We start from the raw sequence: 16,672 nt of genomic DNA, 5'->3' as shown, positions 1-16,672 counted from the left end.
TCAGTTTCACCTTGCCTAGTAAGCATCCAAGACAATTGTAAACAGAGAGTTGCTAATTTTTTTGTTTGCTAATTTTTTGTTCAATAATTTTATCTGTAAATGCCTTTAAAAATTCTCTAGAATTACTCCATCCTGCACCATTATTTAATCCCGAGAAATCAAAACCAGATATTTTATCTAACGCTTTACTACAAACCCATTCATACATTCCAGCCTGTTTGCTTTTATATATTATTAGGAACAATGGTTTCATTGCTTTTTTGCCTAACAACAAGACACCATTATATTGTTTAGAATATATTACATCGTTATACCATTGCCCTGTCAGCCAATAGTATTTAACTTTGCGCCCCTTTTCACCAATTTCGTCGCATAGGTTTTGTAATTGTTTAGCCACATACGTGAGAACCTTTTTATCTATGTTTTTTATAAGCAAAGTTTCATCAACACCATTTTCAGTTACCTCTTTCCAGTCAACATCTTCATTATTTTCTGAGTGCTTTTCATTCCTTGCAGACTTTTGATTTTCTGTTTTTTGCTCTCTATTATTATCGCTAAAACTATTTTGATTCTTACAACCTGAAATAAGTGACATAAGGCAAACTAACACAGTCAAAAAAGCATAATGCTTGATATGCTTCATTTATACCTCCTCTACAACTTAATCTTTACCTAATTGCAGCTACGATTCTCATGTTCAATCTTTACCCTGTTCTTCACCATCATCTGCCTAATATTTATTCATCTCGTAGCACAAATCATCTTTGAGTTTAATAAAACTGACGGGATGTAAATTATGGGCAAAGAATGCATATATGCAATCTACAAAATAATTGTAACTAAAAATCATCCGATAATCTACAGGATTTTATTCCATACATAAACAGATGTGTGGCAAAGTGAGTTCACGCTTTAACGATAGGAAGGGCTATCGTTAAAAGGTTTAATTGCCATTTATAACTTTCTCAATATCTCTTTTCCAATAAAGCACACGAGAAACCACAACTTCATGCTTTTCTTCAAAAACAAAATAAAAAATAAGAAAATTATCACACGACACGAACCCTATGCCCTATGCAAGGACGCAAAAACCTTATCCGCAGGCTTCACATCACCAGATAAAACCGACTCATACCCCTTTTCCAACTCATCATTCAACTCACCTTGAGTCATAGAACTCACATCACGCGGCTCTCTATAACCCAATTTCACATCAAAAGGAAGCCCCTGCTGTAAAACAACCTGCTTATAAAACATGGTAATAGCACTCGAAGGGGGAAGACCCAAAGAATTCAATATATACTCTGCCTGCTCTTTTAACTCCGGATCAATACGAGTATACAAGTTAGCTGTTTTCGCCATATAATAACCCCTTATTTCTTACAATGATTATACAACATTGCATTGGCATTGCAATGTCACTGCATTAACATTAGCATTAGAAAATTACACTTATCCGTAATATTAAAAGCCAAATCGCATTCAAAAACCGTAAGAAACCAGCTAATAAACTTAAAACATAATAAAATCAAGTCACAAAATTTACACAAAACACTACTCATTTTGATATTCAAGCAAAGCATCAGTATCAATCGTTTTAATTTCAAACGTTTTTCTTGTTGAAACACAAAAATTATGCTTAATCATAAGATTTGCAAGCTTCACACCATCAACCAAATAATATGATGATTGTCAGCATAATCCTTAGCTTTCTGCGAAAACCTAGATGCTGTAACAAAAAGACCATGCCCTTACTTGTCCAGCTAGCCGAAAACCACGCTTGATTAACACCATTCTTCTTTTTCGATGCCTTATAATTCGGCACATATCCAACCCTCACCCCATTGGGATATGTTTTCACGATATGATAATCAATGCCGTATTTATCCAGTTCTTTAAGTCCTGTCTGCCCATGACCGCTAGATTTTAATCGGATATGATTATCCCAACTTTCTAAGTAAGATAAATTAACGTAAAATGAGTGAAAAATAGTCTGTCTATGACAGTAGGCATCCACTTGACTATATAAATTTAAGGAGGTTAGTTATGAAGAAATCTGTATATCAAGCTATACGATTATTCCTTTTTTCATTATTACTCCCTCTTTTAGGACTTATTATCAATTCTCTTAAATCACTCGATTGGGAAATTGTTTATGACTCACCCTTTTTACTCATTGTTATAGCTCATGCACTTGGTTTAACAAAAATTCTTCTTTACTCGATTGTTGTCAATCAAAAAACACTCGAAAACTTAGGAGTTTGTAAAACCATCGCTATCGCGCTTATCGCCCCTGCTATTGATTTATTGATATTACAAGAGTCTCCTCGGCAATTGGGTAGTAGCTGGACTTGCACGTACATTACATTTTTTATTACTCTTGAATGTATCCCAACTATAATTCCAATCATTGTTAAAGAGTTTTTACGAAGAAGAAACAAAAAGCACAAAGCCTAAAAAATGCACCCACCTAATCTGCCCTTGACATCAATACTATAGTCTCGACGCTTGTGATTGCCTATTTATCGCTTGACAACGTATACCAATCGTATCATAATCGTCTTAAAATGAGCTAATACTATGACAACAAGTCCTACTCAAATTCGTATTGATAGTAATGTCAAAACAGAAGCAAATGAACTGTTTAGCAAACTCGGCATCGATATGTCAAGTGCCGTAAACATCTTCTTACGCCAATGCGTTTTGCATGGAGGACTTCCTTTTAAAGTAGAAATCCCAAAGTTTAATACCGAAACATTAGCGGCCATGCAAGAAGCTAGAAGAATTTCCAGAGACCCTAACGTACCATCGTATTCCTCTATGGAAGACCTTAAGAAAGCGTTGTTGCAAGACTGATGTACAACGTTAAGTTCACGAATGCCATATCAATCAACATCCATACACATACCATAAAATACTGTATCGCATATTGCAACACAATTTACATGAATGGGATTTTTTGACTGTCATACACGATTTTTATGTTCGCATTACTGCATCATATAGTACGATCAAGCGCCGTGATGGTGGGAAGCACCACTTATTTTTCTCGTTTGAGTTTGAACGTAAAAATATCGGATAAAGGGAAGGAAATGAATTTACACCAAAGTGAGGGCTTAATCGCTAACAGCATGCTCGCAATATAAAAATTGCAAATAACGTTCTCATTGCATAACTTTCTCGCAATTTGTTATCTAAGTCGCAGCAGCTGGGATAGTACAGAAGAATTACGTCAAGCTATTCATACTTATATTGATTTTTACAACAATCACAGAATTAAAATGGGGCTTAAAAGACAATTATGGAACATCGTGCTATGGTTGCACAAAATGTCTAAAAATTGTCCTAAGCCCCTTTTGTTTTCAATGTCAAGTAATACTAAATGTTAAGCTTTTTCAGCTTAACTACAGCGAGTTTTCCTTGGTATTTCAACGATAACTCGGGTTTTTAGACACACTTTTTTGCCGCTTACCCTCAAAAATAGTTCCTTCATTAGGCAACGACATCGTTGTCATCAAAGCAAGCATAAACATAAGCGGACCGAGCGCATTTCCATACGTTTTGAACATCACACCAAAATCATGGCCGTATACCACCATCGACAAGTAAAGGAACATAAAATTCACAGCTGTAAACATAACCAACTTCAGCACGAACATAAGAACCTTGTACATAAGAATATCCTCCTCACTCACTCCACGGAGTCGCACACCAAATAGGTTTAATACTCATTCTATCCAATAATTTTTTGCCATACAATTGTTGTTGTTATTTTTGATAACACATAAAATGTATAAGGTGTTCTAAGTTTTACTTGTAACAAATAGAAATAGGGTTATGCTATCCCTTTCACGGGGATTCTTGCAGCAAAAACTAGGACTTTTTTGGACTTCTATTGTAATTACTTTTATGGTTACTTTTACATAAACCACCTTGGGTGCATAGATAAACACCAAATTCTCAGCTGCAAGTCTTTTTCGATTATAGTCGATAAATTTATCATTTTTACATTTGTTTCTATTATAAACGAAACAAATTAAAAATTCACCTTTTAGTGTGCTGCTTGATAACGAAAATAATATCGGTAAGCACAATACCAACGACTACGCTCACCCATGCCAAACTCGGTGTAAGAAGCCAAGCGAGAACACCGAAGATAAGCAGTCTAAGCAATACAGAAATAGTCAAAAAAGACCAACTTTTTGTTGGGCATTTCTGTTGATCAGTCTTCAATGCGCCCATCAGAACCATAACCGCAGCTGCCGCGCAAGAAAATAGCATATTGCCCAAGAACATGACGAGTAGCGTGCACCAGCCAGCGATAGTACAAAGCATCCACCATTGCAACATCAATGCAAGCACAAATATGACGACATCGTATACTGCTTCCATCAGCATATTCGCAACGATTAACGAGGAGAATGTTAGAGACACACCTCTAGGAACGCCTGTTTTACCTGTGCTCGCATGCTGTAATGCAATCATGTTGCTCACCTCGCGCGCTTTACGCGCTCTTCTTCAAGCATTTGAACGCCAAGCTCAACAGCTTTCTGTGAAGCTTCCTGTAATTGCGCATCCGTCATCCCGCGTTGCCAAGGCTTTTCAAAAACAAACAGCAACACACTAGTAATCGCTGCACCAATAATAATGCTTAGCAGCGTGATATCGGAAACAAGCAATAAAGCAATACCAGAAGTCACCAGAAGCCTGAGCACAAAATCGATGATTCCAATAAGCAAATCACCAGACCCGTCATCTGGTCTACGATGCCTATTCCACTGAAGATACGCTGCACTTAGCAGCGAAAACACCACAACACTCAACGCGAGTATGACCACAGTTTCCCAACCTAGTACGCGGTGGCCTACGAACTGCTGTACAAGCAACGCAATAATAAGAGTGCAAACGCCAGCAACAGTTTCTGTAATCACATGACCCCAAAAAGCATGCTTAAAAAGCACTGGCCTTACCTTCATCTCACTCATCATCTTCTCCTATATATTAATCCAATACCTTCTTGTCGTAACATTTCCTCTTGATAAGCTATTTTTCACTTTGTTTTCTAAAATTCCACCATTATTTTCTATAACTCGTATCGAGCCAATATTGTCATCATCGCATGTAATCAAAATTTTATGTAGATTCAAAGTCTCTTTACAATATGTAAGTGCCATAGAAAGCATTTTCGTTCCATAGCCCTTCATACATTCAGACTGTCTAATCTCGTACCCTATGTGACCACCATAGTTAATTAAAAAAGAATTTAATTCATGCCTAATATTAATTTCACCAATAAATTTTTCATTATCTATCAGCCAAAATGTAGTAGCTTTAACATAATTTTCAGGTAAATTTATACCATGTTCATAGTTATAAGAACTCTCTATAATTGTCTCAGGGTGTATAAAACGTCTTTCTGCATTCGGCCTAAAAATTTCATCTTCTTCATTTGCTTCTATATAACCTTGAATATATTTACTATCTGGTCTAATTAATTTCATAAGTTCTCCTTATTTTTAATATGCAATTCTAATAAGAATACAATTCTATTAAAATTAGAATCCATACCAGGCTGTTTAGCTTTAATAGTATTACTATTAAAAAAAAAACCACACATACAAGCTTTATTAAAGAAAAATTTTTTTATTTTTCCAATAAGTGCAGGCTTTTTGAATACATAAAATTTTTCTTTCCACCCATTTACTACTTATTACGAAGCAAACCAACTTTCATAAATTCTTTATCTCCAATACGGAACTTTTTACTATTAAACGCCACCCCCATAATTCTGCTAATAATATACTCATCAGTTATAAGCACGAAATACTGCTTATCTTTTTTATCCACCAAATAATACTGATCAGCCCCAAGAGTAGAAACAGCTTTACTGAAATCATATATGCCAAACAATGGCAATCCTCCAAGGAGAGTAGAAAACCATCCAACAAAATTATCCACCATTTTCTCAGATGAACTGTTATAAGTCTTAACAACAGTTAGCATATTGATTTCTGAGTCATGATATTCATCTAATACAATCTGCTCTTTAATTTTCAGCTTCTTAAAACCGCTCAACCTACCGTCGAAACCATATTTATTGAGATTAATAGGTTTCTTAGTAATAGAAAAATCAACGCTATTGTTCTCATCCAAAAGATAATCAACACTCACGCTTAGAGCAGATGCAATAAATTTCAGATTCTCTATATCTGGCAAACCCCGATTCGTTTCCCATTTTGCTACAGCAGCACGAGATACCATCAATAATTCCGAAAGCTCCTCCTGCGTCAACCCAGCTTCCAGACGAGCCTTTCTAATTTTTTCTCCCAAAGATATAACACTACTCATAACACAACTCCTTTCAAATCAGTTATTACACATCATGAAATTACTTGACGGAAACCAAATTAGTATTGAAATATTTGATTTAGATACCGCCTAATTACAAACTAACAAATAATTTACAGCGGAAAAAGAAACAAGGTGAAACACTATAGTTACCAACTGTAACAGCATAAGAAATCAAATAATGTAGGGGACTTTTTTAAAATTTTTACACCGATTTGTTCCCTAAAACATAAGCAACTAGAGCACGCAAATATGGATTCTACTATCTGACAATCACTATCTGACAATCACTATCTGGCAATCTTCAGATACTCTTCGATTCTGGCATCCAACAATTCTGCCTACTACCACTCTGCCCTACTACCAATATGCCCTACTGCTCTTTGCAATTAGTCCAGTGCTATATTCATAAGTATAAGTGTTCTGCATATGAGCATCACTCGGCGACCAGCTTCCATTTGAAGATTTTGAAGCCTTAAACAGAATATAAAGACCACATTTTCCATCCTGAGAGTCCCTGTTATACTGCAGATAAGTAATGTCCGAACGGCTTTCACTCAGAACAAAATACATATCCCCCTTCGCAGTATAACTCTCCTTAAACGTAAATCCTTTCGCCGCAAAATACTTATCAAATATCTTAAGCGCTGCATTTCTTTCCCTCTTTGATTCTAAATCACGCTCAGTGTCATCATGCAAATCGGAATTTTTCTCTGGCTCTTCAGCCTTTAATCTTGTATCTTTTAATCTTGTATCTTTCCTGTTATTGCGATCGATTCTGCTATACCACTCAGATTCACTTATTTTTGGATCAGTATCACTTGAATCTTTCATTGGTCGAAGATACTTAAGGAAAAATGGGCCTTCAGACTTATAAAGATAATACTCAAAAGGAGCATACATATCATCCACGTGCTCTGTGTATGTACCATTATCATTTTGTTTCACAGAATATCTACCAACAATAAACAAAACGTCAAAAAATCCAAGACCTAAGATAATCAGCACACAAAGCAGAACATGTAGACAACGAAGTACAATTCTTATACCTATCTTCCGTACACGCGAAATAAGATAGAGATTATAGAAGACACATACAAGAGCAATCGTAATAATCCAAACAACTGGCATTGCCGCGCATATAACATACGCCCAAGTCTGCAAAAGCCACTGATTTGGAAGACGTACCGCAGTTATTCCAAAGAATGCAGTTAGAATACCACTTAACACAAAAAAGTAATAAAGAACCAGTGAGATTCTACTCTTCCCCTGTTGCTTACCATAGCTAAGAAAAGATTTGTTACGCTCTACATTCGCACTCCGAAAACGACTGTGTATATTGCGCTGCCAAATAACACAAATAACCCAAATAATAGAAACTCCAACAAGAAACAGAATTGCAAAACAATAAGTGATCCATCCAAAAAGCTGTAGCTTATTGGACGCCATAAAAGCAGTTCCAATAATCATTAAGATGGAAAAGATTTCCGCACTCAGCCGCAAAACCTTATACTTTGGCAATTCCTTATTTGCACTGTTAAGGTTCTCACATATTTGCTCATGTGATTCACAATATAGTGGATTTTTCTCCTCTCTGGGAGTATGTTCCTGCTTTTCCTTCTCTTTCATCGATGAATCTGACATTTTTCTGTTCCTATCATCGTTCAAGCTCTTCAAAAACATCATCTATCGAATAACTATCACCTTGAACCGCCTGATCATAGCCTTTATCCATCAACGCGTTAAACGTTTTCTCATCCATATCATCTTGTGCTGGAAGCGACTTTGGAATAGTAAGCGAAAACGGAATACCGTTATTAAGAATGATTTGACGATAAAACATGTCAATAGCAGTAGCCCTAGTAATTCCAATAGTTTCCAGAATCTGCTCCGCCTGCTGCTTAATATTTTCTTGTATTCTCACATTCACATTCGCTGTTTTAGTAACTGCCATATCAACCAATCTCCATAAACACACCATAAATACTGTATCGCATATTGCAATACAATTTACATGAATAGGATGTCTCGACTGATATATACGCTTTCAACATTCTCACTAATAATTTAGTGCAAAATACTACTATTTCTTCTTATAGCCTATAGCAACATTACCTGTTTTATTAATCCCTGGTACTTTAAGAACATCAGAACTTGACTTGTCTTTTAAATCAAATTTCCCAACTAAAAATAAAGCTTTAAGTCCTGAACTAGGCAAATTAAACTGTGAGTCAACTAATTTGACGGGCTTATCTCCAAGAGTGACTTTAGACAAATCATAATGAGAATCCAGAATATCTCGTGACACAAAGAGATACAACTCATCCTTATTCATATAGTTTTCTGGTATACGAAACTCTTCTTGAGACACCGCCACTGTTTCCCAATGATACGACGCAAGCGCCGCCTTCTCATCATCGTCGGCACATCCCGCAAGAGAAAAGAGAGAACCTAGCAGCAGAAGCATAACAAGACAACTTTGAAAAATGTTTTTACAAAAAATAGTTTTACTTCTCATAACACCATTACCTTCCTTTTCATTAACACAACTTTGGATTAAATGATTATAAAACAGATTATTAAGCAAACAAGATCTACAATTCACTCTGATTACTGTAATAATCTTAATAAATATATTACTTTTTCGTATTAATTTGTCTAGATTATCGACACTAATCTCTTCATTTACTAGCAAACTATACTTTTCATAAACAGTAAGATTCACGAAACAGAAGAACCAGAAGAATTAATATCGTCATGCACGTTTAATACTTCCAACGATATTCCCTCATAAACGAAGCAATTACCTGCAAATATTCACCTTTATAATATTCAACAAGCAACTTCTTAAACTCAGGAACCTTATTTTCTGAAATAAGCAACAAGCCATTACCGTGAGAAATCAAATAATGTAGGGAACTTTTTTACAATTTCTACACCGATTTGTTCCCCAAAAACACAAGCAATCAAATTAATAATCACTCGACTGAAAATAGTAAGCCGCGCTCAAAAACCGCGAAAACCCAGCTTAAAACCGCTTCGCATTAAACCTTTTAACGATAGCCCTCGCAAACCCCTGCTACACAAGGACTAAAATGCACCCACCTAATCAGCCTCCTGCATCTTATAGCACGGTGAAGCGCCGTGATGGTGAGAAGCCCCGCTTATTTTCTCGTTTGAGTTTGAACATAAAAATAGCAGACAAAGGGAAGGAAATGAATTCACACCAAAGTGAGTGTTTGACCTTCTATTAAGCTTAACCTTGCCTTTTCTCTTTATATATTCTTCAATATCAAACACATTATTATTGTCATAATCTTCTAAGAAATAATGTTTATGTAACGATCTCTTGCCATAATAGCTGGATTCATTAATATCTTTCATCTGAAATTATATGCTCTATTCCACTATGCTCCGATTTAAGATATTCTTTCATAAATGTCGGGTAAGCCTTGCACTTATCAAGCTCATCTATAGGTAACCAATGCATTGTCTCTTTAGCACCTGACTCTGTAGTGCTTTGGCTCGTAAAATCTCTTTTGCCCATGGGTTTCATCATGTAGTAGAATGTCAGCTCATGGAAGTCTACTCCTTTTAAGCCAGAGCTGCCGATGAAGAAGTTCTCGTGTATGACGGCAAGGTGATCTACTTCATAATTAAGACCTGTCTCTTCAAATACTTCTCTCTTGACGGCTTCTTCTGATGTCTCGCCCATGTGAACCGCTCCGCCAACTGAGTAGTAATAGTCGTCCTCATCATTTCTTGCAAATAGCACACAACCTTCTTCGACTATGATGGCTGCTGCTCTATATCTAAATGCTTTTTTATCGTTAATAAATCCGCAATTATGTTCCATAGTTTACTCCTTTAGAAAATCTGGTAAATATTTGTGTATAATACCTTCTTGCGAAAAATTCATTGTATCCATCAATAAAACATATTTAGGATAATTATCCTTAACCAATCGATAAACACCAAATTCCCTACTACGAGTCTCTTCACCAGCCATCAAATAAGAGACTTGATAACTTGGAGGAATAAATCTTATCGAGAACAGAAGAAGGCTGGGTGTGGCTGTCTAAAAAATGTCCACACCCACGACGTTAAAGCCTATATGTACGACATTTTTAATCATACTTTCACTCCTTGGGGGGGGGTAATATAAGCGCAAGCATACCATATTTCGTCTGGATAACACCTGTTATTCGCCACAAAATCGACGCTGAAAGTCACTTATTTCTTTCCAAGCCTCCACACTTTGAGCACTACTTCTATTACTCCGTAAGTCAATGCAGCCAACGGCCAACCGTTTTGTTTACGCAGTTCCAATATTTTATCTGCTAAAATCATAAAAACATCTCCATTTCAAACTCGAATTCATCATGATTATGGTGAAATTATAGATGAAACAGCAGTTGCGTAGTAGCAAGTGCGATTGGCAATTTCCGTTGAAAGCGCAATTTCTGCCGACAAATGAGCGCAACCGACCGCCAATTTGTTTTCTCTCATTTTTGCACAGCGCTTTCCAATCATCTTAACGAACGCCGCCAAACATCGGAACTAAAATCCGCCAAGCGTCCTACTAATACACCAGTAAAGCCACACAGCACAGATGACTCAGTTCGTAGAGATTTCAATCCCATAGTAACGACCGTCTGTTTATTTCGCTTGACAATGCATAAGCATTTATACCAGCGTCATCTAGAACATCTGGTAATTTTTCATGTCCTTGAAGTTAACATACTCAACGCCATTAAATTGTGGGTATGACTGTCCTGTATAAATAATTTTAGGATTCTTTGCATTTTCTTCCGCATCTACAAAAGATAGCAAATTCTTAGAAAACGATCTATTAGGTGTCATTGATGTTTTTATTTCGATCGGATATAAAGCATTTTCTTTCTTTATAATCAAATCCACCTCTATACCTTTTTCTGTTCTCATGTAAAACAGCTGAGGAGTTTTATTCTCATTCAATCGAGATTTTAGGACTTCCGAAACGATTAGATTTTCAAAAAGATTTCCACGTAACGGATCTCTATTCGCTTGATTTTCTGTTTCAATTCCCAATAAGTATGAAGCCAATCCAATTTCTGTAAAATAGATTTTTGGCGATTTGGTATGCCGCTTTGAAATGTTAGAAAAATATGGCTGTAACTTATACACTATATAAGATGCCTCAAGTACTGACAGCCATTGCGACAAAGTTGCAGATGAAACGCCAACATCTCCAGACATAGAAGACAAATTTACAACTTGCCCAACTCTGCCTGCAAGCAAGGTTAAGAATCGTAGAAACTTATCCAAATTCTTAACTTCCAACATTTCGCGTAAATCTTTTTCCACATAGGTATTCAAGTAATCGCGATAATACACACTGCTTTCTCTTGAATTTTCCCTATATAATTCAGGCATAAAACCCTGAATTAATAACTTATCGGCAGATAATTTACCTAGACGTCCATCTTCGGCAAGTTCATCCATGCTTAATGGGAGAAGCGTTACTATGCTCGTTCTACCTGCTAAAGATTGAGAAATTTCTTTTTGCAGGGTTGATTGATGACTTCCAGTTAGTATAAATCGTCCATTTCTCTCTCTGTCCTCGTCAACCATAACTTGCACTGCTGAAAGAAGCTCAGGCACTCGCTGAACTTCATCTATAATAAGAGGTTCTTTGTAGCTTGCAAAAAATCCTCGGTAATCTTCTGTAGCTAACGCTCTAGTAAAAGGATCTTCTAAATTGACGTAATTGTATTCTGGAAAACACTCCTTTACTAGGGTAGTTTTACCAGATTGTCTCGGCCCGATTACAGTAACTACAGGCACTTGCTTGGAAACTTGCACCAACTTTTCAGCAACTTTTCTTTTTATCATAAAAGACTCCCTTTTCATAATAGGGTATACATTTTGGGCGTAAATTTCAAGTTCAACTTTAAAATTACGCCCAAAATGGTCAACTTATCTTTTACGAGTAAAAAACACGCAGCAAAAGAATTGCTCCGTACACTAAATATTTTGCCCTTTATGATTTGATGACATGTATTTTACACACCGTGCTTTCCAATCATCCTCACTAACGCAAGCAAACACATCAGTCACAGCCTGCAAATCTTCACCTTCGTAATACCCAACAAGCAACTTCTTAAACTCAGAAACCTTATTTCCTGGAATAACCAGCAAACCGTTACCGTGAGAAATCAAATAATGTAGGGAACTTTTTTACAATTTTTATACCATTTTGTTCCCCAAAACATAAGCAACTAGAGCGCACAACTACTCGACAGCAAAATCGCATTCAAAAATCGCGAAAACCCAGCTTAAAGCCACTTCGCATTAAACCTTTTAACGATAGCCATCGCAAACCCCTGCTATACAAGGACTAAAATGCACCCGGCTAATCAGCCTCCTGCATCTTATAGCACGGTGAAGCGCCGTGACGGTGGGAAGCACCACTTATTTTTCTCGTTTGAGTTTGAACATAAAAATAGCAGATAAAGGGAAGGAAATGAATTTACACCACTTTTAGGACTTGACCTATGAAATAATTAATAGTTCCATTTTCAATCAATATATAGAGACCGAGTCCAATAAACACGACAGGTACAATTACTTTTTCGTACTTTTCCACAGTCTCTCCGATAGCAGAAATTGAGGCGAGATTTTGAGATAATTTGCATAGAATCAAAATCCCTAAGGCAAATATTACTAAACTTATACTAATCTCAATCAAACTCTTTCCTGTAAAATAAGGGATATAAATTCCTAAATTATCTCCACCCATTGCCACTGTTAAACTTGTAAATGCTAAGATTTTTGATCCATTTCCGGTAATTTTCCCCTCGATATCTTCTTCATCAATATCTTCATCCACAAAAATTGCTCTTATACCAAGACCTAGCGGAATTAGACCAAGGAGTCCGATAATCCAATCTTGTGGAATAAAATTTAAAAAGTAAGCGGCAATAAGACTAGCCAGTACAAGCAGTCCTGTACCTAAATACTGCCCTAAATAAATTGATTTCAAACCTTTCTTTCCTTGACTAGCGAATAAAATAGTCAAAACAACTAAGTAGTCAATGGATGTAGAAACAAAAACTAATAAAGCGGATACTATTAGGGGCATTCACTTAGGGATTTAATTCCTAAAAAATTATCGGCGTAATCGGTATTACTACCGGCTACGCCGATTTTACTTATGGAGTGGAATATCAACTGCACCTATGTAATTCCACTGTATCCATATGGTTTGTTTCTTGGTTCTTGTACCTGCTACCTTTTCAGATTTTTCAACATAAATCTTATCTACAAAGGTTCGAATGATCTCTGCATTAAGTTCTTGTATATCTGTGTATTGTCGTACTAATTTCAAGAAAGAATCCACGTTGAGACATTCCTCTTGCGCTTTAGAAATAAAGGCTTCAAGGGATTCAATCTTGCTTTTCAGTTCAGCTTGTTCCTTGTCGTAGGACTCAGACATGCTCTTAAATCGTTCATCAGAAATTTTACCGTCTAAGTTGTCTTCATAGAGATGCTGAACAATTGTGTCAAGTTTGCTAATTCTTGCTTTTGCTTGCTCGAGTTCCCTATTAGAGGACTTTAACTTTTGGGTTAGTTCTTTCTCGCTTTTCTTCATCACAAGTCCCACGAACTCTTCTTCGTGCTGTTTGGCAAATGAAGTAATCATTCGTAGCTCGTGAAGCAGTATTGCTTCGATCTGAATATTTCTAATTTGATGTGATGAGCATTTGCCTTTTTGCTTACGATATGTAGCACAGACAAAGTATTCTTTATCATGGCTCCAACCTTTTCCTCGAACCTGATAAAGCTTGTTACCACAATCCGCACAAAATAGCATTCCCGATAACACCGGCATCTCTCCAAGATTGGTACGCACTCGTCTACCATCTCTTATACGTTGAACAATATCAAAAGTTTCCTGGTCAATAATTGCTTCGTGTGTGTTTTTGAAAATTAGCCAGTCTTCTTTGGGATTCAATAATGTTTTCTTGCACTTGTACGATTTCTTTCTTGTTTTGAAATTGACCGTATGCCCAAGATATTCTTGCTTTTCAAGCATATTAGAGATAGTTTTTTGATTCCAGACTCCCTTAATCTCCGATTTCGCGGAAGGAATTTTAATACCAAGAGAGAAAAAATGCTCAGAAGGTGTTGGAATATTCCTTTTGATTAGCTCATTGGCAATCTGGCTAGGCCCATACCCATTAACGCAGAGTCTAAAGATTTCACGCACTACACTGGCAGCTTCTTCATCTACAATCCAATGATTTTTATCTTCAGGATCCTTAAGATATCCGTAAGGAGGATTGATGCAGAGCGGCTTCCCACTTTGTCCTTTTGCTTTAAACACAGCTTTTATTTTTCTGCTTGTGTCTTTAGCATAAAACTCATTGAAGATGTTGATGAAAGGTGTCATGTCGTTGTCTGACTGATTATTGCTATCTACGCCGTTATTTATTGCAATAAAGCGAATATCAGCGTTAGGGAATACCATCTCTGTATACATACCAACTTGCAGATAATCTCTACCCAAGCGTGACATGTCCTTGACGATAATGGTTCCAATCTTTCCTTCGTCAATGAGAGCAGTTAATTTAAGCCAATCAGGTCGCTGGAAATTAGTACCCGAGTAGCCATCGTCTACAAAGAACATAAGATTGTTGAAATGATTATCCTCGGCATACTTTTTCAGCATGCTCTTTTGATTGATAATGGAATTGCTGTCACCTTGTAATTCATCGTCTTTGGATAAACGGCAGTAAAGTGCCGTTATCTTGCCTACATTATCTAGAGTATAAGAAGGCTGTCTATTTAGTTTATTCATCTGTTTTTCCTCCTTTCCGACAGCCTTCAAGCGGTCAGTATATATTCCCGTATAACTCAGAATTTATCAAGTTATTTAGCTTCTATTACATGGTTTAAATTGCTTAAAATAAGGTGTTTGATTAGGTCTTTGACACCTTTCTGAGCACTCTTGCTTTCAAGAGAGTTAACCGTAAATTCAGTATTTCCGATTCTTAACACTTCGGTTTTTACCGGTGTATCCTTAATTTGTTCATCCATGCATTTTGACCTCCTTGTTTAAGAAAGTTGCAATACTTTAATTGCTTCAGGATGTACCAGTTTCCCATCCAAATACTCAAAAGAGAGGTAACCTATCTGGTCTATAAGAGAAAATATTTCGTTTAGAACCTTGATGGTTGGGTTATGGCGTTCGATAATCCAATAGTTGGAAAAATCACCAAAGGCGATAACTTTTGCTCCCTTTTGCGAAGAAGGCATGGCATTGTCAATGACCACAGGTCTGCCCATTAAGTTGCCATCAAAATCAGGTAGGATGTATGCTCCGGTAGTGTCCTTTAAGGTTTGAAGATAAAGAGCAGTTTCATCATTCATAAGCCACGTGGCATTTTCTCGATACTTACTATCTAGCGAGAAGAATAAATGTTTGATGGTATCTGCGGAAATCTCTTTTGCTTGCACAGCAACCTCAGCACCTGATGTATCTGATAAAATTCCTGTCGGCTTAGTTATCCCATCGCCATTTATAAAAGCTTCCGACTCACTCAATGTAAATTGCTTTGTCAGTTCGCTTGTGATGAACTCTTCGATATCAAAGTCAAGATCAGCTGTAAAATCCGTACCCAAACGAATAAGGTTAACTAGGGTATAATCCGTTACATCAATACGCTTAAAGCCATCTTTAATAGGCATATGCGTAATGATATTCGCATCATAATCTTTCATCCATTTAGTGAACGGTGTACCTTCATAGATGAACAATTTGCTTGATTGCGAGTGTGCTTTTACCACTGTACACAGTTTTCTAAGATTACTTTTGTTTGCAAGTTTTGCTTCGAGTTTTGCTAGAGAAGAAGTCGGCAAATCATAGGCACCTGTATGAATGTGGCGCAGTTTTCCTGCAATATTGTTCGCATTACCATTTGCGTCGCGCAGTACGTTCCAAAACGTGTTGTGGTAGTCCTGACTTGCTAGTTTCATTTCTTTTTCAATATCTCTGTTAATCATAATTGTTAGTTCCTTTCATTACTGTTTTCTGCAATTACTGCAGTAATTTGCTTGATTTTGCCCATTTACCCTTTTGAATTCGCTGTTTTTGCACGCAAGACCCTGCGCCCGTTCCCGAAGGGGTACTCTTTAGAGATTTGACCCCCCCCCTAGGGGGTTAGGTTCAGAAAGTAGTATGCGAATAAATTTCTAACAGCACAGTACCTAGGCAGGTTTTCTTTCTTCAATGTTGTCAAAAAGCTGAAATCATTTCAGTATTTTGATTTGTGCATGATAG

General features: G+C 36.7%; 20 protein-coding genes and 2 pseudogenes. 3 read left to right on the top strand and 19 right to left on the bottom strand.

The features are described 5' to 3' along the window. Positions 1–52: 52 nt before the first annotated feature. Together HXT33_RS02545 and HXT33_RS02540 are read right to left on the bottom strand one after the other, a co-directional pair. Complete coding sequence (locus HXT33_RS02545) at positions 53–643, bottom strand: hypothetical protein (RefSeq protein WP_116793904.1); 591 nt, start codon at positions 641–643, stop codon at positions 53–55. 422 nt (positions 644–1,065) lie between these two features. Beyond that, on the bottom strand, positions 1,066–1,362 hold the full coding sequence (locus tag HXT33_RS02540) for a type II toxin-antitoxin system RelB/DinJ family antitoxin (RefSeq protein WP_016636925.1): 297 nt from the start codon (positions 1,360–1,362) through the stop codon (positions 1,066–1,068). Positions 1,363–2,046: 684 nt separating this feature from the next. Here HXT33_RS02540 and HXT33_RS02535 point away from each other — a divergent pair. The 3 genes from HXT33_RS02535 (at position 2,047) to HXT33_RS02525 (ending at position 3,389) form a co-directional block, all read left to right on the top strand. Next, positions 2,047–2,457, top strand: a complete 411-nt coding sequence (locus HXT33_RS02535) for a hypothetical protein (RefSeq protein WP_004136366.1) — start codon at positions 2,047–2,049, stop codon at positions 2,455–2,457. 123 nt (positions 2,458–2,580) lie between these two features. Beyond that, complete coding sequence (locus HXT33_RS02530; RefSeq protein ID WP_116793903.1) at positions 2,581–2,856, top strand: type II toxin-antitoxin system RelB/DinJ family antitoxin; 276 nt, start codon at positions 2,581–2,583, stop codon at positions 2,854–2,856. Positions 2,857–3,149: 293 nt separating this feature from the next. Beyond that, positions 3,150–3,389 (top strand): IS3 family transposase, encoded by a 240-nt coding sequence (locus HXT33_RS02525; protein ID WP_410314686.1) that lies wholly within the window; start codon positions 3,150–3,152, stop codon positions 3,387–3,389. Between the two features lie 39 nt (positions 3,390–3,428). Here HXT33_RS02525 and HXT33_RS02520 read toward each other — a convergent pair whose 3' ends face one another. The 17 genes and pseudogenes from HXT33_RS02520 to HXT33_RS02440 form a co-directional block, all read right to left on the bottom strand. Further along, the gene (locus HXT33_RS02520) at positions 3,429–3,674 is read right to left on the bottom strand and encodes a hypothetical protein (protein WP_116793902.1); all 246 of its coding nucleotides are present in this window, start codon (positions 3,672–3,674) and stop codon (positions 3,429–3,431) included. A gap of 370 nt (positions 3,675–4,044) precedes the next feature. Next, positions 4,045–4,985, bottom strand: a pseudogene (locus tag HXT33_RS02515) (hypothetical protein). 9 nt (positions 4,986–4,994) lie between these two features. After that, positions 4,995–5,501: a GNAT family N-acetyltransferase gene (locus tag HXT33_RS02510; RefSeq protein ID WP_004136359.1), complete on the bottom strand. Its 507-nt coding sequence runs from the start codon at positions 5,499–5,501 to the stop codon at positions 4,995–4,997. A gap of 202 nt (positions 5,502–5,703) precedes the next feature. Continuing rightward, positions 5,704–6,348: a helix-turn-helix transcriptional regulator gene (locus tag HXT33_RS02505; protein ID WP_004136357.1), complete on the bottom strand. Its 645-nt coding sequence runs from the start codon at positions 6,346–6,348 to the stop codon at positions 5,704–5,706. Positions 6,349–6,708: 360 nt separating this feature from the next. Then, entirely contained in the window at positions 6,709–7,992 is a 1,284-nt protein-coding gene (locus HXT33_RS02500) for a hypothetical protein (protein WP_032841621.1), read from the bottom strand. 13 nt (positions 7,993–8,005) lie between these two features. Then, positions 8,006–8,302, bottom strand: a complete 297-nt coding sequence (locus HXT33_RS02495) for a type II toxin-antitoxin system RelB/DinJ family antitoxin (protein WP_004136353.1) — start codon at positions 8,300–8,302, stop codon at positions 8,006–8,008. 129 nt (positions 8,303–8,431) lie between these two features. Continuing rightward, positions 8,432–8,866 (bottom strand): hypothetical protein, encoded by a 435-nt coding sequence (locus HXT33_RS02490; protein ID WP_004136351.1) that lies wholly within the window; start codon positions 8,864–8,866, stop codon positions 8,432–8,434. Between the two features lie 247 nt (positions 8,867–9,113). Beyond that, on the bottom strand, positions 9,114–9,254 hold the full coding sequence (locus HXT33_RS02485; RefSeq protein ID WP_004136349.1) for a hypothetical protein: 141 nt from the start codon (positions 9,252–9,254) through the stop codon (positions 9,114–9,116). A gap of 334 nt (positions 9,255–9,588) precedes the next feature. Further along, positions 9,589–9,687 (bottom strand): annotated as a pseudogene (locus HXT33_RS02480) (conjugal transfer protein TraG); the annotation flags it as partial. Positions 9,688–9,718: 31 nt separating this feature from the next. Then, positions 9,719–10,204: an NUDIX hydrolase gene (locus tag HXT33_RS02475; RefSeq protein WP_421775753.1), complete on the bottom strand. Its 486-nt coding sequence runs from the start codon at positions 10,202–10,204 to the stop codon at positions 9,719–9,721. Between the two features lie 3 nt (positions 10,205–10,207). Continuing rightward, positions 10,208–10,357, bottom strand: coding sequence for a hypothetical protein (locus tag HXT33_RS02470; protein WP_004134760.1), 150 nt, complete (start codon positions 10,355–10,357; stop codon positions 10,208–10,210). 692 nt (positions 10,358–11,049) lie between these two features. Further along, positions 11,050–12,222: an ATP-binding protein gene (locus HXT33_RS02465; protein ID WP_004136335.1), complete on the bottom strand. Its 1,173-nt coding sequence runs from the start codon at positions 12,220–12,222 to the stop codon at positions 11,050–11,052. A gap of 132 nt (positions 12,223–12,354) precedes the next feature. Then, positions 12,355–12,549, bottom strand: a complete 195-nt coding sequence (locus HXT33_RS02460) for a hypothetical protein (protein WP_004136333.1) — start codon at positions 12,547–12,549, stop codon at positions 12,355–12,357. 310 nt (positions 12,550–12,859) lie between these two features. Then, entirely contained in the window at positions 12,860–13,471 is a 612-nt protein-coding gene (locus HXT33_RS02455; protein ID WP_421787434.1) for a CadD family cadmium resistance transporter, read from the bottom strand. A 66-nt stretch (positions 13,472–13,537) separates the two neighbouring features. Further along, positions 13,538–15,190: a recombinase family protein gene (locus tag HXT33_RS02450; protein WP_050567752.1), complete on the bottom strand. Its 1,653-nt coding sequence runs from the start codon at positions 15,188–15,190 to the stop codon at positions 13,538–13,540. A 71-nt stretch (positions 15,191–15,261) separates the two neighbouring features. Further along, positions 15,262–15,429, bottom strand: coding sequence for a hypothetical protein (locus HXT33_RS02445; protein ID WP_004121940.1), 168 nt, complete (start codon positions 15,427–15,429; stop codon positions 15,262–15,264). Between the two features lie 18 nt (positions 15,430–15,447). Further along, positions 15,448–16,395 (bottom strand): phage major capsid protein, encoded by a 948-nt coding sequence (locus HXT33_RS02440; RefSeq protein ID WP_004121942.1) that lies wholly within the window; start codon positions 16,393–16,395, stop codon positions 15,448–15,450. Between the last annotated feature and the right edge of the window lie 277 nt (positions 16,396–16,672).

The sequence above is a fragment of the Gardnerella sp. DNF00753 genome (assembly GCF_049244275.1).
GTDB lineage: Bacteria > Actinomycetota > Actinomycetes > Actinomycetales > Bifidobacteriaceae > Bifidobacterium > Bifidobacterium greenwoodii.
The sequence above is the reverse complement of the archived record's forward strand: the minus strand, read 5'-3'. Positions and strand labels throughout refer to the sequence as shown.

Coding starts and splice junctions, on each gene's coding strand:
- HXT33_RS02545 (WP_116793904.1), bottom strand. CDS start 643: ATGAAGCATATCAAGCATTATGCTTTTTTGACTGTGTTAGTTTGCCTT.
- HXT33_RS02540 (WP_016636925.1), bottom strand. CDS start 1,362: ATGGCGAAAACAGCTAACTTGTATACTCGTATTGATCCGGAGTTAAAA.
- HXT33_RS02535 (WP_004136366.1), top strand. CDS start 2,047: ATGAAGAAATCTGTATATCAAGCTATACGATTATTCCTTTTTTCATTA.
- HXT33_RS02530 (WP_116793903.1), top strand. CDS start 2,581: ATGACAACAAGTCCTACTCAAATTCGTATTGATAGTAATGTCAAAACA.
- HXT33_RS02520 (WP_116793902.1), bottom strand. CDS start 3,674: ATGTACAAGGTTCTTATGTTCGTGCTGAAGTTGGTTATGTTTACAGCT.
- HXT33_RS02510 (WP_004136359.1), bottom strand. CDS start 5,501: ATGAAATTAATTAGACCAGATAGTAAATATATTCAAGGTTATATAGAA.
- HXT33_RS02505 (WP_004136357.1), bottom strand. CDS start 6,348: ATGAGTAGTGTTATATCTTTGGGAGAAAAAATTAGAAAGGCTCGTCTG.
- HXT33_RS02500 (WP_032841621.1), bottom strand. CDS start 7,992: ATGTCAGATTCATCGATGAAAGAGAAGGAAAAGCAGGAACATACTCCC.
- HXT33_RS02495 (WP_004136353.1), bottom strand. CDS start 8,302: ATGGCAGTTACTAAAACAGCGAATGTGAATGTGAGAATACAAGAAAAT.
- HXT33_RS02490 (WP_004136351.1), bottom strand. CDS start 8,866: ATGAGAAGTAAAACTATTTTTTGTAAAAACATTTTTCAAAGTTGTCTT.
- HXT33_RS02475 (WP_421775753.1), bottom strand. CDS start 10,204: ATGGAACATAATTGCGGATTTATTAACGATAAAAAAGCATTTAGATAT.
- HXT33_RS02470 (WP_004134760.1), bottom strand. CDS start 10,357: ATGGCTGGTGAAGAGACTCGTAGTAGGGAATTTGGTGTTTATCGATTG.
- HXT33_RS02465 (WP_004136335.1), bottom strand. CDS start 12,222: ATGATAAAAAGAAAAGTTGCTGAAAAGTTGGTGCAAGTTTCCAAGCAA.
- HXT33_RS02455 (WP_421787434.1), bottom strand. CDS start 13,471: ATGCCCCTAATAGTATCCGCTTTATTAGTTTTTGTTTCTACATCCATT.
- HXT33_RS02450 (WP_050567752.1), bottom strand. CDS start 15,190: ATGAATAAACTAAATAGACAGCCTTCTTATACTCTAGATAATGTAGGC.
- HXT33_RS02445 (WP_004121940.1), bottom strand. CDS start 15,429: ATGGATGAACAAATTAAGGATACACCGGTAAAAACCGAAGTGTTAAGA.
- HXT33_RS02440 (WP_004121942.1), bottom strand. CDS start 16,395: ATGATTAACAGAGATATTGAAAAAGAAATGAAACTAGCAAGTCAGGAC.